The organism is Listeria sp. SHR_NRA_18, from assembly GCF_003856515.1.
GTDB classification, from domain to species: Bacteria; Bacillota; Bacilli; order Lactobacillales; family Listeriaceae; genus Listeria_A; species Listeria_A newyorkensis.
The window spans coordinates 297,764-315,793 of sequence record NZ_QPKR01000003.1 but is presented as its reverse complement, the minus strand read 5'-3'; the positions used below and the strand labels follow the sequence as shown (position 1 = coordinate 315,793).

At 42.2% G+C, this 18,030-nt stretch carries 18 protein-coding genes; 16 read left to right on the top strand and 2 right to left on the bottom strand.

Features of this window, described 5'->3' with window-relative positions; all coding sequences use genetic code 11:
• Positions 1–36 precede the first annotated feature (36 nt).
• The 16 genes from murJ to DUK53_RS06935 all read left to right on the top strand — a co-directional run bounded on the left by murJ (position 37) and on the right by DUK53_RS06935 (position 16,884).
• Positions 37–1,497, top strand: a complete 1,461-nt coding sequence (gene murJ, locus DUK53_RS07010; protein ID WP_081964443.1) for a murein biosynthesis integral membrane protein MurJ — start codon at positions 37–39, stop codon at positions 1,495–1,497.
• On the top strand, positions 1,494–2,621 hold the full coding sequence (locus DUK53_RS07005; RefSeq protein ID WP_052164968.1) for a glycosyltransferase: 1,128 nt from the start codon (positions 1,494–1,496) through the stop codon (positions 2,619–2,621). The genes murJ and DUK53_RS07005 overlap by 4 nt, the downstream gene beginning before the upstream one ends.
• Positions 2,622–2,624: 3 nt before the next feature.
• Entirely contained in the window at positions 2,625–3,806 is a 1,182-nt protein-coding gene (locus DUK53_RS07000) for a glycosyltransferase family 4 protein (protein WP_036132417.1), read from the top strand.
• A 2-nt stretch (positions 3,807–3,808) separates the two neighbouring features.
• Positions 3,809–4,402: a sugar transferase gene (locus DUK53_RS06995; RefSeq protein ID WP_201740718.1), complete on the top strand. Its 594-nt coding sequence runs from the start codon at positions 3,809–3,811 to the stop codon at positions 4,400–4,402.
• Positions 4,403–4,422: 20 nt separating this feature from the next.
• The gene (locus DUK53_RS06990; protein WP_036092961.1) at positions 4,423–5,592 is read left to right on the top strand and encodes an aminotransferase class I/II-fold pyridoxal phosphate-dependent enzyme; all 1,170 of its coding nucleotides are present in this window, start codon (positions 4,423–4,425) and stop codon (positions 5,590–5,592) included.
• 406 nt (positions 5,593–5,998) lie between these two features.
• Positions 5,999–7,378: a tRNA uridine-5-carboxymethylaminomethyl(34) synthesis GTPase MnmE gene (gene mnmE, locus DUK53_RS06985; protein WP_036092963.1), complete on the top strand. Its 1,380-nt coding sequence runs from the start codon at positions 5,999–6,001 to the stop codon at positions 7,376–7,378.
• An 11-nt stretch (positions 7,379–7,389) separates the two neighbouring features.
• Positions 7,390–9,276 (top strand): tRNA uridine-5-carboxymethylaminomethyl(34) synthesis enzyme MnmG, encoded by a 1,887-nt coding sequence (mnmG, locus tag DUK53_RS06980; RefSeq protein WP_036092964.1) that lies wholly within the window; start codon positions 7,390–7,392, stop codon positions 9,274–9,276.
• Between the two features lie 9 nt (positions 9,277–9,285).
• Complete coding sequence (gene rsmG / locus DUK53_RS06975) at positions 9,286–10,002, top strand: 16S rRNA (guanine(527)-N(7))-methyltransferase RsmG (protein ID WP_036092967.1); 717 nt, start codon at positions 9,286–9,288, stop codon at positions 10,000–10,002.
• Between the two features lie 187 nt (positions 10,003–10,189).
• Positions 10,190–11,056, top strand: a complete 867-nt coding sequence (gene noc, locus DUK53_RS06970; RefSeq protein WP_036093194.1) for a nucleoid occlusion protein — start codon at positions 10,190–10,192, stop codon at positions 11,054–11,056.
• A 103-nt stretch (positions 11,057–11,159) separates the two neighbouring features.
• Positions 11,160–11,750, top strand: coding sequence for a TetR/AcrR family transcriptional regulator (locus tag DUK53_RS06965; RefSeq protein ID WP_036092969.1), 591 nt, complete (start codon positions 11,160–11,162; stop codon positions 11,748–11,750).
• On the top strand, positions 11,750–12,424 hold the full coding sequence (locus tag DUK53_RS06960; protein WP_036132419.1) for a YqeB family protein: 675 nt from the start codon (positions 11,750–11,752) through the stop codon (positions 12,422–12,424). The genes DUK53_RS06965 and DUK53_RS06960 overlap by 1 nt, the downstream gene beginning before the upstream one ends.
• Positions 12,425–12,547: 123 nt before the next feature.
• Complete coding sequence (locus tag DUK53_RS06955) at positions 12,548–13,285, top strand: helix-turn-helix domain-containing protein (RefSeq protein ID WP_036093198.1); 738 nt, start codon at positions 12,548–12,550, stop codon at positions 13,283–13,285.
• 149 nt (positions 13,286–13,434) lie between these two features.
• The gene (locus tag DUK53_RS06950) at positions 13,435–14,856 is read left to right on the top strand and encodes a DHA2 family efflux MFS transporter permease subunit (RefSeq protein WP_036132421.1); all 1,422 of its coding nucleotides are present in this window, start codon (positions 13,435–13,437) and stop codon (positions 14,854–14,856) included.
• Between the two features lie 219 nt (positions 14,857–15,075).
• The gene (locus DUK53_RS06945; protein WP_036092978.1) at positions 15,076–15,837 is read left to right on the top strand and encodes a ParA family protein; all 762 of its coding nucleotides are present in this window, start codon (positions 15,076–15,078) and stop codon (positions 15,835–15,837) included.
• Entirely contained in the window at positions 15,830–16,687 is an 858-nt protein-coding gene (locus DUK53_RS06940; RefSeq protein ID WP_036132423.1) for a ParB/RepB/Spo0J family partition protein, read from the top strand. The genes DUK53_RS06945 and DUK53_RS06940 overlap by 8 nt, the downstream gene beginning before the upstream one ends.
• A gap of 5 nt (positions 16,688–16,692) precedes the next feature.
• The gene (locus tag DUK53_RS06935; protein ID WP_036081989.1) at positions 16,693–16,884 is read left to right on the top strand and encodes a DUF951 domain-containing protein; all 192 of its coding nucleotides are present in this window, start codon (positions 16,693–16,695) and stop codon (positions 16,882–16,884) included.
• 46 nt (positions 16,885–16,930) lie between these two features.
• Here the strand turns inward: DUK53_RS06935 and DUK53_RS06930 are convergent, their stop codons facing one another.
• Complete coding sequence (locus tag DUK53_RS06930; RefSeq protein ID WP_036092983.1) at positions 16,931–17,182, bottom strand: hypothetical protein; 252 nt, start codon at positions 17,180–17,182, stop codon at positions 16,931–16,933.
• 26 nt (positions 17,183–17,208) lie between these two features.
• Positions 17,209–18,012: a hypothetical protein gene (locus DUK53_RS06925; RefSeq protein WP_036132424.1), complete on the bottom strand. Its 804-nt coding sequence runs from the start codon at positions 18,010–18,012 to the stop codon at positions 17,209–17,211.
• Positions 18,013–18,030 lie beyond the last annotated feature (18 nt).

Here is an 18,030-nt window from a genome sequence, read left to right as displayed (position 1 = left end):
CTAATTCAAAATAAGCTATTAACGTCCTTCCTGTGGATGACATTGCTCACCATATCGATTCAATTTGTCGGATTAGTAAAAAATATATTCATTGCGAAAGGTTTTGGTGTCAGTACAGAGGTAGATGCTTACAATTTGGCGAATACCTACACCGTATCTATTACCAATTTAGCAATACCGGCTATCACTGTGGTCCTGATACCATTTTTAACGAGAAGGACGAATGAGTTAGTCATACAAAGCGCGCTGAATACCTACATTAGTACTCTTTTGTTAAGTATCTCGTTGCTTGTCCTGTTTGGTTCAGGGGGGACACTATTTCTTTTACAAAGTGATGTACTATTATCTGAAACGATGCAGTGGACACTCTTAATCATTATGATTTTGAGTATCGCACAGATTTTTCGTGTATTAACCGCTATTTTAACAGCATTCCTACAAGTGGATAATGACTTTGTTACGCCGAAAGTAGCGATATTATGCAGTACGATTTTCAGTGCTACTTACGTTGTCATGGCATCTAACCCTTCGATTATCGGTGTTAGTTTTTTCTTAACAGCTTCCTTTTTATTGGAATGTATTTTCCTCATTATCAAAAATAAAGGTGTTTCTTTCCGTTTTCAATTGCAATGGAAGAATAATGCTTTTCGGAAACTGATGCGTCAAACAGGACCAGTGGTTTTCAACTCGATTGTGTTTCAGATTTCGTTAATTTTTTCGATAACTTTGGCGGGCTTTTTAGGACAAGGTTATGTAGCGACATTAGGTTATGCCAACCAGATAGTGAGTATTATTCAAGCAGTTATTATCGTTAATATATTGACGCTTGTTTACCCAACGATGTCTCGCGCTTTTAATAAGCAAATCAAGATAGGAAAGCAGCTCTTTATCAACTATGTGACGGTGGCCAATATGCTCGTTATTCCGCTTGTTGTGGGGATGATCATTGTCGGGGATTTACTTACAGCTCTATTATTCCAAAGAGGAGCTTTTACGGCGGAGGATACCGCGCAAGTGACTTTTTTTATGATGATAATTAGTATTGGATTGCCAGGTTTGGTTTTGCGGGATTTTGTTTACCGTGTCTATTTTTGCTTGGAAGATACCCGAACACCTTCTCGTATTTCCCTTGTGACAATAGGTATCAATATTATATTGCTGTTGGTATTGACGCCGTTCTTTGGTATTTATGCGGTGATTCTGATTCCAAGCGTGATGAATATTGTATCGGGATTAGTTGTCTATCGATTATTAGAAAAGCGAGTGGGGAAAATAGACCCAAAACATACCTTACTGAAGCAACATATTATAACGCTCGTGAATGCAGTCGTGATGGGGATTGTTCTTTATTTACTGCGTATGCAATGGCGTATGGAATCTAGCGCTGCGTTCTTTATTCTAGTAATAGTTGGCATCATAGTTTACGGCTTACTGGTGTGTATCACACAACGAAGCATCCTTCGACAATTGAAAAATAAAGGAGTGTCCGAAAGTTGAAACAAGTATTAATCATGAGCTCTGTCCATCCGTGGAATGATACACGTATTTTTCACCGAGAAGCTATTAGTTTGGCGAATGCTGGTTACGAAGTGACGCTTTACGCGATGGAAAGCAATCGAACGTATCACCATGAAATTTCAAATTTAACGGTGAAAACCTTATCTAAAACAAGCAAGCGAAAACGATTCCAAACATGGTGGACGTTTTTTAACATCGCCCGGAAATCATCAGCTAGCATAATCCATCTACATGACCCCGAATTATTACCACTTGGCTATATACTTCAAATTTTCCACAAAAAACAAGTTGTTTTTGATATGCATGAGGATTTTCCGGCTGTGCTAAAATCGAAAAAAATCGCGAGGTACCCAATTGCTAAACCATTCCTACACCTAGCGACATATTTGGAAAAGAGAATGCTTCAGAAAGTCAGTGCTATCGTTTTTGCAGAAGCTTACTATAAAGAAAATTATAGAGACGTTTCAACAGTGCAAGTCGATGTTTATAACTATCCTTTTTTGCAACAGCCTGTATCTACTGAGAAATATGAGATACCAACATTAATCTATGCAGGTGCGATTCATGAAATTCGTGGATTTAAAGAAATGTTGGAGGTAGCACGCTTGTTAAAAAAGACAGGATACACATTTCAACTCTTGATTATTGGACAAGTACCTGCGAGGCTGGAAACTTATGCAACGAATTTTCAGAGGAAGTATGACCTGGAACAAGAGGTTACGCTTGTTGGTAGATTGGATTTAAGCGAGTTGGTGATGTACTATGCTAAATCGCATATAGGCTTAGCGCTACTTCATCCTGTAGACAATTATTTGCGCTCATTACCGACAAAAATATTTGAATATATGTCGGTTTCGTTGCCTTATATCTTATCTGATTTTGAAGTCTATAGGGAGCTAGTAAAGAAAACAGCTAGTGGCATTGTCGTAGATGCTCAAAAGCCACAGGAAATCACCAAACAGATTCAACTGTTATTGAATAATCCAGAAAGACAGAAATATTTAGGTGATAATGGCTACATTCACCATCAAACCATGTTTAACTGGTCAACACAAGAACGGCGGCTAATAGAGTTATACCAATCGATATGGGAGGAGAAATAAGTTTTGAAAATCTTATACTTACATCAACACTTTCAGAAAAAAACTGGGGCGACACGATCCTACGAGCTTTCTAAATACTTCTTGCGACGAGGACATCACGTTACTTTGATTACAGGGACTGGTAAAAGTGAACAAACGGAAGAAGGCGTGCAAGTTCTTTCTACAGCGACGAATTATAGTCAAAAAATGAGTAAAGAACGTCGTATTTTAGCGTTTGGTCACTTTATGCTAGGTAGTTTTTGGAAAGGTTTGACGCGAAAAAAGATGGACATTATTTACGCCACGTCAACTCCTCTCACCGTGGGATTGGTAGGTCTACTGCTTAGTAAAGTCAAGCGTATCCCTTTTGTATTTGAAGTACGAGATGTCTGGCCGGATGTGCCTGTGAAATTGGGATATATCACTAATCCGCTATTGATACGAGCGCTCACCCTCATTGAAAAAATGATTTATAACGGAGCTAGCGAGATTATCGCCTTGTCACCAGCGATGAAGGCGAGGATTGTTTCCAAAGGGATTGGGGCAGAAAAAATAACTGTTATTGAAAATATGGCAAACAGTGAGTGGGTGGCAGCTATTGAAGCGCGTCCCCCTGAGGATGAAGCATTGCAAGAATGGATGAAAAATCGTTTTGTCATTGTGCATCCAGGAACAATGGGAGAAGTAAATGGTTTGCAGCATTTACTGACAGTGGCTTCGGATATGAAAGCTTTTGCATCTATTGGATTCTTGCTAATTGGTGAAGGTTCAGAGAAAGCAACTTTAGAACAGCAAGTGGAGACATTGCAATTAGAGAATGTGAAAATTATAGGTAGTATGCCAAAAGAAAATCTTTTTAGTTTGATGAAGCAGTGTGATATGGGCGCGATGAGCGTGAAAAATGAGCGAATACTTTGGGATAATAGTGCCAACAAATTTTTTGATTTTCTAGCGGTTGGTTTGCCAGTCGTACTTAATTATCAGGGATGGCAGCATACTATTTTGCAGGATAGTGGGGCTGGTCGCGGTTTTTTGTATCATGATACGGTGGGCTACTGCCAGTTTTTGCAAGATATGGTGAGGGATGAACAAAGCTATAAAAAATCACGGTTAGCGAGCAAGCGATTGAGTGAACGTTATGATGTTCAGTTACTTGCAGGCAGGGCGTCCTGCTTATTGGAACAAATACTAGAGAGGAAGAAATGACTATGAAACGTTGGATAGATATTCTTTTTGCGATAAGTATTGGACTGGTTGCCCTGATTCCAATTATTCTTTGCGCGAGTCTATTTTTTATTTTGTATCGTGAAATGCCTTTCTATGTAAGTATACGTGCTGGGAAGCAAGCGCGTTGTTTTAGAATCTATAAGTTGAAATCAATGCGTCAGAGTTTTTATAAGGATGGGAAACCGTTACCAGATCATATGAGGATTACAGGGTTTGGCCGTTTTATGAGGAAGTATAGTATTGATGAATTGCCACAACTGTGGAATATTCTGATTGGAGATATGAGTCTAGTTGGACCACGGCCGTTGCCAGTTACTTACACTAGTCTTTACAATGAGCGTCAGCGCAAACGTCTTTCTGTTAAGCCAGGTCTAACGGGGCTCGCACAAGTAAATGGAAGAAACGCAATCAGCTGGGAAGCAAAGTTTGAAATGGATGTGCAATATGTGGAACAACAATCCATGAAATTAGATGGCGCTATATTATTTCAAACAATTGGAAAAGTAATGCGTGGAGCGGATATCAGCCAAGAAAATCATGTGACAGCAGAAAGTTTTCAAGGGACGACGGAATAAAAAATGAAGAAAGAGGTAGGATGATGCAAAGACCGATTTTATTATCTACGCCGCATATGAGCGGGCGGGAGCAAGTATATGTGAAAGAAGCATTTGATACGAATTGGATTTCCCCACTTGGAGCAAATGTGACAGCGATGGAGGAACAAATAAAGGCGTACACGAATGCGAATGCCGCCTGTTTGACAAGTTCTGGCACAGCAGCGATTCATTTAGCTTTACGGTTACTAGAGGTTGGTGTAGGTGACACTGTATTTTGCGCCTCATTCACTTTTATTGCGAGCGCTAACCCCATTAAATATTTAGGAGCTGATATCGTATTCATTGATTCCGAACCGGAAACGTGGAATATGTCGCCGCAAGCATTGGCACGGGCTTTGAGGGATGCCAAAGAACAAAATAAATTACCTAAAGCAGTTATTGTGGTGCATCTCTACGGTCAAAGCGCTAAAATGGATGAAATCGTAGCTATGTGTGAGCAATATGGTGTTCCGATTATCGAGGATGCCGCAGAATCTCTTGGATCGACATATAAGGGACAGCAGACAGGAACATTCGGTGATTTTGGTATATACTCTTTCAATGGGAACAAAATTATTACGACATCTGGTGGTGGTGCACTGGTAGCGAAAGATCCGGCGATGATTGAAAAAGCAGTCTTTTTAGCTACACAAGCACGTGAACAAGCACCGTATTATCAACATGAGGAGATTGGTTATAATTACCGCATGAGTAATGTATCAGCAGGAATTGGTCGCGGTCAAATGGAGGTTTTAGCAGAACGTGTCGCTGCAAGGCAGGGTGTGTATCAGTACTATGAGCGTCATTTTGGTGATGTGGATGGGATTACGATGATGCCTAAATTGTCGGATACCGTGTCCAATCATTGGCTTACTGCGATAACACTGGACGTGAAAGATTTGCACTTGTCGCCATATGTTGTGATGGCGAAAATGAAAGCTGCGAACATTGAGACACGATTATTGTGGAAGCCGCTTCATTTGCAGCCAGTGTTTGCAGATGTCATTTTTTACTCTCATGACATGAGGCAACAAGCTGTGTGCGAGCAGTTATTTGAGAAAGGGATTTGTTTGCCTTCAGGCTCGAATTTGACAGAAACGGAACTCCAATACGTTAGTGAAACAATGTGCCATGTTTTGGAGGAAGAGCTGAACGTTGCAGTAGTATAGATGTTAAAAGTAATGCAACAAAGATATTTGGATATTGATACGAGTTAAAGATCATACGGGTAGATCGCCATCTAAAGAAGTTGTGAAAAAGTGAGTACGTTCGGAAATGAGGAACGTACTTTTTGCTGTGATAATTAATCTCTTGTGGATAACTTCAAAAGTTGGTCCAAAACTATTGTTATTCACATGTGGATAAGTTAAAATAAAGGGTAGGATATTTTTTAAATCTTAAAGAATCTGGATATGTGGATAACTTTTTTCGGATAACTATATAAAACCAATCATTATTAGCTTTGGTGAAAGCGGAGCAAATGTTGATGATATGCACAGGTCATGTGCCAAAATTTATTCGATTAGGAAATCGGTTTCTTTGTGAGCCGTTTTTCTAGGAAGGTGAGGGTAAAGAATGGAATTTGATACAATTGCTGCGATCTCAACACCGCCGGGCGAGGGAGCCATTGCTATTATTCGTTTGAGCGGTGATGAGGCGATTCAGATAGCGGATCGCATTTTTTGTGCGCAAAAACAGCTTAGCGCGGTCGAGAGTCACACGATTCATTATGGTCATATTGTGGATCCGGGCACGAAGGAGACGGTCGAGGAGGTCATGGCAACGGTGATGCGTGCGCCGCGGACGTTTACTCGGGAAGATGTGGTCGAGATTAATGCGCATGGTGGGATTGTTTCGGTGAATCGGGTGCTGCAATTGTTGCTTCGAAATGGGGCGAAATTGGCGGAACCTGGAGAATTTACGAAACGAGCTTTTTTGAATGGGCGGATTGATTTGTCGCAAGCGGAGGCTGTGATGGATTTGATTCGTGCGAAGACGGATCGGGCGATGGGTGTTGCGCTGCAGCAGATGGACGGTAGTTTGTCGCGCTTGATTCGCAATTTGAGACAGGAAATTTTAGATGCTTTGGCGCAGGTCGAGGTGAACATAGATTATCCGGAATACGACGATGTGGAAGAGATGACGCAGCGGATGTTGGTGGAGAAGGCGCAATTGGTGCGGGCTTCGGTGGAGCAGTTGTTGCTGACGGCGCAACAGGGCAAGATTTTGCGTGAGGGACTGGCGACGGCGATTATTGGTCGGCCAAACGTCGGGAAATCGTCGCTTTTGAACCAGTTGATTCAGGAGGAAAAGGCGATCGTGACGGATATTGCGGGTACGACGCGTGATATTATTGAGGAATATGTGAATGTTCGCGGGGTGCCGCTGCGTTTGATTGATACGGCGGGGATTCGCGAGACGGAAGATATTGTTGAAAAAATTGGCGTGGAACGGTCGCGCAAAGCTTTGCAGGAAGCGGATTTTATTTTGTTGGTGTTGAATCAAAACGAGCCGCTGAGTGTGGAAGATGAGGCGTTGTTTGAGGCGGTCGCGGGTCATAATTTTGTGGTCGTTTTGAATAAGACGGATTTAGCGCGGAATATTGATGTGGCGCGGGTTCGGGAGCTTGCTGGGGATAATCCAGTGGTCGAGACGTCGCTTGTGAATGATGCGGGACTTGCGCAGCTTGAAATCGCGATTAAGGATTTATTTTTCGCGGGAGAAATTGATGCTGGGGACGCGACGTATGTTTCGAATGCGCGTCATATTGCACTTTTGCATGAGGCGATTGGTGCGATTGAGGCGGTTATTGATGGCGTGGAAGCTGGAATGCCAGTGGATATCGTTCAGATTGACATGACGCGGGCTTGGGATTTGCTCGGAGAAATTATCGGTGAATCGGTTCAGGATGAGTTGCTGGACCAGTTATTTAACCAATTTTGTTTAGGAAAGTGATGTGTTGAAATATGCAAACTTATGATGCGGGACATTATGATGTAATCGTGGTCGGTGCGGGGCATGCGGGCGTGGAAGCGGGCCTTGCGAGTGGCCGAATTGGCGCGAAAACGTTGATGCTCACAATTAATTTAGATATGGTGGCGTTCATGCCGTGTAATCCTTCTGTTGGAGGGCCTGCGAAAGGTGTCGTTGTGCGCGAAATTGATGCGCTCGGCGGCGAAATGGGTCGGAATACGGATAAAACGCACATTCAAATGCGGATGCTTAACACTGGAAAAGGCCCTGCGGTTCGTGCTTTGCGTGCGCAATCGGATAAGTGGGATTATCAACACGAAATGAAGCACACGATTGAAAAAGAGGAAAATATCACGCTGCGTCAAGGTTTGGTGGATCGTCTTGTTGTGGAGGATGGTGTCTGTAAAGGCGTTATCACGAACAGCGGCGCGATTTATTATGCCAAAACGGTCGTACTGACAACAGGGACTTTTTCACGTGGTGAGATTATTGTTGGGGAACTGCGTTATTCTAGTGGTCCGAACAATCAGCAGCCGTCGATCAAGCTTTCTGAGCATTTGGAAGAGCTAGGTTTTGAGTTGCGTCGTTTTAAAACGGGGACACCGCCGCGCGTGAAGTCGAGTTCCATCGATTATTCGCAGACAGAAGAACAGCCTGGAGACGATGTTCCGCGTGCCTTTAGTTATGAGACGGTGGATTTTATTATGGATCAGTTGCCGTGTTGGTTAACGTATACAAACGAGGCAACACACCAAATTATCGAGAAAAATTTGCATCGTTCGCCGATGTTTACTGCGACCAAAAAAGGGACGGGTGCGCGTTATTGTCCGTCGATTGAGGATAAGATTGTGCGTTTTAGCGATAAGCCGCGCCATCAAATTTTCTTAGAGCCTGAGGGTCGCAATACGGAAGAGGTTTACGTGCAAGGTTTGTCGACAAGTTTGCCAGAGGATGTACAGCGTGAAATGTTAGCGACGATTCCTGGACTGGAAAATGTCGAAATGATGCGTGTTGGTTATGCGATTGAATATGACGCGGTGATGCCGGAGCAATTGTGGCCGTCGCTTGAAACGAAACGAATCGAGAATTTGTATACAGCGGGTCAATTGAACGGGACGAGTGGTTATGAAGAGGCGGCTGGACAAGGTTTAATGGCGGGAATCAATGCGGCGCGCCGTGCTTCTGGAAAAGAGCCGGTGGTGCTTGGACGCGATCAAGGCTATATCGGCGTTCTCATTGATGATCTCGTGACGAAGGGAACCGATGAGCCGTACCGCTTGTTGACGTCTCGCGCGGAGTATCGCTTGTTGTTACGCCACGATAATGCGGATTTGCGTTTGACCGAGATTGGGCATGAAATTGGTCTAATCAGCGACGAACGTTACGCCCGATTTGTTGCGAAACGCGAAGCTATTGAGGCTGAAAAACAACGATTGAAAACGACGCGTATCAAACCGACTGCGGCTGTACAGAAAATGCTGGTCGATATGGGTAGCACGGAGCTCAAGGATGGCGTTTTAGCAGCGGATTTTTTGAGACGTCCAGAGATTACGTACGATATTTTGATGGAGATTGTTCCACGTGAAACATCGCTAACTGCGGATATCGAGGAGCAGGTCGAAATTCAGATTAAATATGAAGGTTATATCGAGAAATCATTGAACCAAGTGGAAAAAATGAAGCGCATGGAAGGCAAGAAAATTCCGGAAAACATCGATTATGATGCGATTGGCAGTTTGGCAACGGAGGCATTGGAGAAATTGAAGAAAATCCAGCCACTTTCGATCGCGCAGGCTAGCCGTATTTCAGGTGTAAATCCCGCCGACATTTCCATCTTGTTAGTGTATATTGAGCAAGGCAAAATCGCAAAAACAAAGTGAGGGAAAAACGTGAATCCAGAACAGTTTAGAGAGCAATTATTGCAAAAAGGAATCGAGTTATCCGATACGCAAATGGCGCAATTCGACCTATATTTCAAGATGCTTGTCGAGTGGAATGAGAAAATGAATTTGACTGCTATTACAGAGCACGATGAAGTCTATTTGAAGCATTTTTATGACTCGATTTCTGCGGCTTTTTATGTTGATTTTAAAGGTGTGGGGACGGTTTGTGATGTTGGTGCGGGAGCTGGTTTTCCAAGCATTCCGATTAAGATTTGTTTCCCGGATTTGGACGTTACGATTGTGGATTCCTTGCAGAAACGGATTACCTTTTTAGACGCGCTTGCGGATGCATTGAAATTGGATAAGGTTCATTTTCACCATGCACGAGCGGAAGAATTTGGCCAAAATAAGGCGTTCCGCGGCAGTTTTGACTTAGTTACAGCGCGCGCCGTCGCAAGAATGAGCGTATTAACCGAGCTTTGTTTGCCGCTAGTCAAAAAGGGTGGTTTTTTCCTAGCGATGAAAGCGATGCAAGCGGAGCAGGAACTGAAAATCGGTGCGAAAGCCATTGCGACACTAGGCGGTAAAGTGAAAGACCATTATGCCTTTTCATTGCCAATCGAAGAAAGCGAGCGGAACCTATACTTGATCGAAAAAGTAAAAGAGACGCCAAATAAGTATCCTCGCAAAGCAGGAACACCAAACAAACAACCAATTGAATGAAAAGCATATATTTATCAGCAAGTTTCTGCTAAAATGGACAGTAGATAAAGTGAAATTCCAAACGATCGAAAAAACGATTTCCGTAAAAATTGCGCCGAACTCCAGCGCAGATTTTAACGACGGAGATGAGCGTTTGTCGACACGCTGGACGATATTCACGCTTAACATTAGAAGGGATGATTTGATAATGCCTTTTTCGCGCTTATTCGGAAAGAAAGATAAGGAATATATTGAGATTGAAACGGAAGAAACCGTGGAGGAATTCATGCAACAAATCGTGGAACTTCCTGTCGCAGCTATCATTCCGAATCGCTATCAGCCCAGAACGGTCTTTGATGCGTCAAAAATAGAGGAATTAGCCAGAACAATCCGTATTCATGGCGTCATTCAGCCAATTGTTGTGCGTGAGTATGAGCCCGAAAAATTCGAGATTATCGCTGGTGAACGACGATTCCGCGCTGTTTCTTCATTGGAATGGGACACAATCCCTGCTATCGTCCAAAATCTTACGGATGATGAAGTAGCTTCCATTGCCCTCATCGAAAACTTACAACGTGAAGAGTTGACACCAATTGAAGAAGCAAAAGCGTATCAAAGTTTGCTAGATATGCAAGAAGTGACCCAGGAAGCACTAGCTCAGCGCGTTGGGAAAAGTCAATCCGCGATCGCTAATAAATTGCGTTTGTTAAGGTTGCCAGAAGCCGCCCAGCAAGCCGTTTTAGACAAGCAAATCTCGGAGCGCCACGGTCGATCTTTACTCGTTTTGGAGACGGAGGAAAAGCAACTCGATGTTTTGGCGAAAATTATCGAGAACAAGTGGAATGTGAAGGAAACGGAGCAATATATCCAGACTTTACTACCCGCCGAGCCAAAACCTAAAAAAGCAAAGCCGAAACGCCAAGCGATCAGTCGCGACGTTCGAATTGCTGTGAACACGATCAAGCAATCCATCACGATGGTAAAAGATAACGGTATGGATTTACAGATGGAAGAAGAAGAGTCGGATGATTATTATCAAATTACGATTCAAATTCCAAAGCAAAAAAACAAATAAGTGATCAAAAAACAGATTTCCAACGAGGATTTCTGTTTTTTATTGACATTAGGCGAATATCATCATATAATTTACCTAACGATAGGTAGAAAAGAGTGGTAGTATGAAGAAAAAAGAGAAGACATATCAGCAAATATTAGAAGCCACATTTATCTTATTTGCGGAATTTGGTATCCAAGGTACGAGTTTAGCCATGATCGCTGAAAAAGTAGGGATCTCAAAACCGTCCATTTATTATCATTTCCCGTCCAAAGATGCGCTAATAGAAACCGTTTTTAAAGTCATATTTGCGGATTATCGCTTCGACAATTACTTCCAAATAGATAAAATGACGGCAAAAAACTTCGAGAAAAAGCTATATAGTGGTGGGATTTCCATGATTCCAGAAGCAAATGAAGAGAATTTTATCGTGATGAAAGTGCTGAACGAATTCATTTTAACTGCGGGAAGAGAGCATAATTATGCAGGAGAGATCGTGGAATTACAGAAGGATTTTCTACTAGGTTTTGAGCGTTGTATGGATAAAGGTGTCGAGCTAGGCGTTGTCGATGCAAAAGATAGTAAGGCAAAGTCACAGCTTTTGGCGCTTACAATTGATAATATTTCAAACTATATGTTAATGGGCATCCAAGTGGAATACCGGAAAATATGGAAGCTGGCTATCACAAATATAATGGAGAGAGTGGATAAATAATGCATGAAAATAAGCGAACGATATTAAGCTTTTCGACCTTTGATAAACTGTTAATATGCCTTGTTCCACCGATTATAGGGCTGATTCTCGGATTTTTCATACCGGATATTGCAAAATGGGCAGTGTCTTTACCGTGGATTCCGTTGAAGGGACCTTTCGAACTCATTGTTTCCATCCGAGAAACGTGGATTATTTTTGTGACGACGGGGTTTGGTATTGTTGCTGGGATTTGGCTGTCTATCATGGCTTTTCACGAAAGTCTGATGATGGATATTGGGGACGGCGATGTGAAATTAACGATTTCTGGTGTGGAGTCGATTTTTCCTAAAGCGCGGATTTCGATGGTGTTTTTAGATAAGAAGCAATTGGTTTTGCTGGACCTCGAGAATCGGGAAATGTATCGAGAAAAACAGGAAATGAAGGCTGGAAAAGTGGAGCGGGCGTTTACGGAACACGGTTATAGCTGGCAATCGGTGGATCCTTTTCAGGCAGAATTTAAGCGATGGGTGGCGCAAACACCGGAACTGGAGACGGGTGAAAATGCTTTATTTGCGGCTCGTGAAAAGGCGTTGGAGAAGTCTGACGAAAAGGACGCGCGGGAACTTCGCAGGGAGATTTGGAATGTTGGTATTTCGGTGAAAGAGGATGGTAAAAAGCAATATTGGCGTAGGTAAAAAGAAGAATTGTGTTCAGCCGCGCAAGTAAGGTGCAATTTTTCATGAAAACCTATACAATGAAGGTAGAACGATAGATAAAGGAGGGAAGCGGTGCACTCGAAATGTGTTACTGCGAACAATATGGCGAAAATAATTTTTGTAAGAGATGAACAAGATGAATTTCAAGCATATGATTTCCTACACAGTTTGATAAAAGAACAACCCTTAATGTCGACCCTTTTATTGCAAGGCCTGATGCAGCTAGAAAAAGCGGAAACGAGAAAATTAACAACGGGAAAACAGATTTTACCGGAAGTCCATTTGACAATCGGCAAAAATCAATCGTACTCGCTACAAACGAATAAAATCGAAACGTCGGTTGATCAGCCAATCGAGGAAATGAAAGTACACTTCAAGGATAAGAATTGTCGGATGCTTTATTTCACGGCTTTTTCGGATACAGAAACGTATTATTGCTTCGTAAAAGGCTATTTTAAAGATCGCAACCCGTTCAATGATAAAATGGGCGCTTACCGGGAAGAAGTGAAGCGGATTTTCCTTCGTCGTGCAGAGGCAAGATTGAGTATTGGCAAGGACGATTATGAATTTGAGTCGCTGAAAGAATTGGCGTGGCAGAACGAAGCGATTGTTCATTATTTGGATAGTTTTTCGGCGCGTTTGGGTCAATTTATCTTTGCGAAACGCGTGAAAAAGAAATGGTCGCAGTTGGATTTAGGCCTGAAATCGGATTTATCGCCGCTTGTGATTTCGCGATTGGAAGCAGGAGATCCGGATATGACGGTTCGTATGTATCAAAAGGCATGTGAAGTGCTGGATGTTACGACGGATTTTACAGATGATCATTTGACGATTGAATAGCGTTTTGGAATAAGGAAATGACTTCTGGAAATCGGGAGTCATTTTTTGCTCCAAAAAGAAAACGTACGTTCTCTTTTTCTTGACTTTACTCGCAAAAACCGTTAGAATGAAGGCTTCACGCAAATGAAGGTGAAGAGGGGGAATTTTCTTTGAGTAAAACAGTAACAGCGCAAGAAAGACAGGAGTTTAAGACTGTACCGATTGTCACGGCTTTTCTAATTGCAGGATTTATAGGCTTGTTTAGTGAAACGGCTTTAAATATGGCACTTACGGATTTAATTCGTGTATTTGATGTAAGTTCAGCAACGATTCAGTGGTTAACGACGGTATACTTGCTGACATTAGGTATTTTAGTACCAGTTTCAGGACTTTTATTACAATGGTTTACCACGCGAAAATTATTTTTTGCATCTGTCGGATTTTCGATAGTTGGAACGCTAATCGCAGCATTGGCGCCAGATTTCGGCATTTTAATGATCGCCCGCGTTATCCAAGCGATTGGTACCGGACTTTTACTACCATTAATGTTCAACACGATTCTGGTTATCTTTCCAGAGCATAAACGGGGATCTGCGATGGGGCTTATCGGACTTGTTATTATGTTCGCGCCCGCAGTTGGACCCACGATTTCAGGCTTAATTATTGAGAATTTAACGTGGAATTGGATTTTTTGGATTGCCTTACCGTTCTTAGTTTTCTCATTACTTTTTGGACTGCGTTATATGAAAAATGTATCCGAAGTAACGAAGCCGCGTATTGATATTTTATCGATTATTTTATCGACGCTTGGTTTCGGGGGAATTGTGTACGGCTTTAGTAGCGCCGGCGAAAGTGGCTGGGGTAGTGCACTCGTTATTACGACGATGATCATTGGTGTCATCAGTTTGGGCTTATTTGCTTGGCGCCAACTGACGATGGATCAGCCGATGATGGACTTACGGGTTTTCAAATTTCCAATGTTCACGCTTGGATTATTAATCGTTTTCATCGCGTTCATGATTATCCTATCCACGATGATTTTATTGCCACTTTATTTGCAAACAGGACTGGCCTTAGCCGCATTTTCTGCTGGATTAGTACTTTTGCCGGGTGGGGTTATAAATGGCTTGCTATCACCGGTTACAGGGCGTCTGTTCGATGCATTCGGTGCCCGCGTGCTAGTTGTTCCAGGATTCATTGTGTCGGTCATAACGCTATGGTTCTTAACGCAAATCACGCTAGAAACAACGGCGGTTACCATCGTGATTCTGCACAGCGCGCTCATGATTGGCGTATGTATGATCATGATGCCAGCACAAACAAACGGCTTAAATCAGCTACCGCCAAAAATGTATCCAGATGGTACAGCGATCATGAATACGTTACAACAGGTTTCAGGCGCAATTGGTACAGCGGTGGCGATCACGATTATGTCGGCAGGTCAAAAAACATACATGGCGACCGTGACGAATCCGGGACCACAAGACTTAGCCGCATCGCTTGTTGAAGGTTCGCGTCACGCGTTTACGTTCGGCCTTGTGATGGCGATTATCGGTCTAGTTATATCACTATTTCTTCGCAAAAAAGCATAAAAGTAAGCCGTGTCGATGAAATTTTGACACGGCTTTTGTGTATAATGAAATTTATTTTCGCATAAAGTAAGACTAAACCTTAATTTTTTGATAGAATAGAAGAGGAGAAGTATAACGAAATGAAGCATTTGTCGACGTATGGAAGTTCGGCGATTAATCACGTGGAATGGGTTTATCCGCGTTTGGATGCTATAAATATGTGAGGGTTGGTGAAATAGATTGAGCAAAGTGATCGCACTGGCAAATCAAAAGGGTGGCGTAGGCAAGACGACGACATCTGTTAACTTAAGTTCTAGTCTTGCGTTTCTAGGTAAAAAAGTACTGCTTGTGGACATCGATCCTCAAGGGAATGCGTCGAGCGGAGTTGGCATCAATAAAGGTGAGATCGAGCATTGTATCTATGATGTGCTTGTGGATGACGTTGCACTCAAAGATGTTATTAAACCAACAGCGATGGAAACATTAAAAGTGGTTCCCGCTACGATTCAACTTGCTGGGGCAGAGGTTGAGCTTGTTCCCGCTATATCACGTGAAATTCGTCTGAAAAAGGCGATCGATTCTGTTCGTGATGATTACGATTACGTGATTATTGATTGTCCGCCATCCCTAGGGCTGCTTACGCTAAACGCGCTTACTGCCTCTGACACGGTTTTAATTCCGGTTCAGTGTGAGTACTATGCGCTAGAAGGTTTGAGCCAACTATTAAATACAATTCGTATCGTCCAAAAACATCTAAATGAAGATTTGCAAATTGAAGGTGTACTGTTGACGATGCTAGATGCCAGAACGAATTTGGGCATTCAGGTTATAGACGAAGTGAAGAAATACTTCCAAAATAAAGTTTTCGAAACAATTATTCCGCGTAACATTCGTTTGAGTGAAGCGCCAAGTCACGGTAAACCGATTATTTTATACGATGATAAATCCCGTGGTTCTGAGGTTTATGTAGATCTTGCAAAGGAAGTGATTGCTCATGGCTAAAGGATTAGGAAAAGGAATTAGCGCGCTGTTCAACAATGTCGATCAGAATGAGGAAGCTGTACAAAGCATCCCTGTTAGCGAAATTCGCCCGAATCCGTATCAACCACGTAAAACATTCGATCCTACAGCACTCCGCGAATTACGCGATTCTATCAAGCTTCACGGTATTTTACAGCCAGTTATCTTACGTCGTTCAGAGGCGAAAGGGTATGAGCTGGTTGTCGGTGAACGCAGATACCGTGCGGCGAAAGAGGCCGGATTAGAAGCAATTCCAGCTGTTGTACGAACGCTAGACGACCGCGAAATGATGGAGTTAGCGGTTTTGGAGAATTTACAGCGTGAGGATTTATCGGTGCTTGAAGAAGCGGAATCCTATGATTTACTAATGAAGAACTTGGACATGACGCAAGCAAAATTAGCCGATCGTCTGGGTAAAAGCCGTCCTTATATTGCGAACATGGTACGTTTACTTTCATTGCCGGCAGAAGTTCAGGTGATGCTCCGTGATGGTTCGCTATCGATGGGACATGCTCGTGCCTTGCTCGGATTGAAGGATAAGAAGAACATCAAACCGGTTGCTAAAAAGGCAGTGGCAGAAGGCTTAACGGTTCGTCAGTTAGAGAAATTAGTTGGGGATTTGAATAACAATGTTTCACGTGAAACACCCAAAAAACAGGAGAAAATCCCAGTTTTTATCAAAGAGAGTGAATCACAATTACGTGATAAATTCGGAACAGCAGTTTCTATTAAACGTCGTGATAACAAAGGTAAAATTGAGATTGAATTTTTATCTGAGGATGATTTGGGGCGTATTTTAGAAATTTTAGATGTTCAGTTTGACGAGGATTAAGGCGTATGGAGCAGACATTTAATCTAAATGATATTGTCGAAATGAAGAAGCAACATCCTTGTGGTACCAATCGTTGGCGCATTATTCGACTGGGTATGGATATTCGGATTAAGTGCGAAGGTTGCGGACACAGTGTGATGATTCCAAGACGCGAGTTTACGAAGAAAATGAAGCGGGTTTTGGAGAGAGCGGAGTAAGTAAAAGCGTTGAATGAGTGCCTGAGCGGTTCATTCAACGCTTTTACTATGCAATGGAAGTAATAACAATGCTAATTCCAAGCATGAGAACCGCGCTTGTTAAGACGCCACCAAGAATGTAACGCTTTTGAGTAAAATTCAGCAATGCTACCGCTAAAAAGGAGAGTGCAAGTAGAATTTGAATCCAAATAGGGTAAGCAAAGCCTTCTTGTGTTTGAATCATGCTATACGTTATATTTATAAAGAGGATAGCGTATATAACTAGAAAAATACTGGAGATTATTTTGGGAAAAGTCATTTGGTTTAGCTCCTTTACCTTTTAGTTTACCATGGTTTAGAAGCGAAATACCATGAACCTGTACTCTTCAGCTGTTTGTCCATTTTTTTATTTTTAACTGTGCCAACAGCTCGTATATCTTGATATCGATATGCAGTTTGTTTATTATTTCCGTAACCAGTTGATATTTGTCCTTTTGTACGGTATTGTTTGTACGTTATATTTCCGTCAAATAAATAACCAGCTGTTAATGTACCTAAACCGACAACGCTAGCCCATCCAGATACAGTGTTTGCAATTGCACTAGTTGCTATAGTTACACCTGCAAAAGCGGCAACTGCAATTCCACCTCCGATAACTGTTACAATAGCTCCCAAAGTTTTTATAGGTTTTCCAATTTTAATTTTACCAGAGGATATATAGACAGGTGTTGATGGAGAGGATGCTTTTAATAACTGTGGGCTGTTAGTGAATTCTTCATTCTGTAGTTCAGATTCCACAAATGTCTCCCTATCTATAGATACTTTTTCACCATCCATCGTAGCGAATTCGTCCCCAGCAACATATGCAAATAGGTGTTCTTCAATACCATCTTCAGTAGACGTTACAGTCTTTAACTCTAAAGTATCATCAGTCTTTTCGATGTTAAAGTCTACTTCTGCGTCATCATTTAAAATTAGTGTGAAGGATTGCTCAGTGCCAGTGTCTTTTAAATTTTCTACGGTGTGTGAAGGTTCATTTTCTACTAATGTTGAGGCTTTAGCTTGCACGGATTCAAACAGGTTGATTGAAGGCGCGACTACCATAGCAAGCGCGATAGTGGGGATAATTAATGTTTGTTTCATTTTCATAGTTGTTTCGTCCTTTCT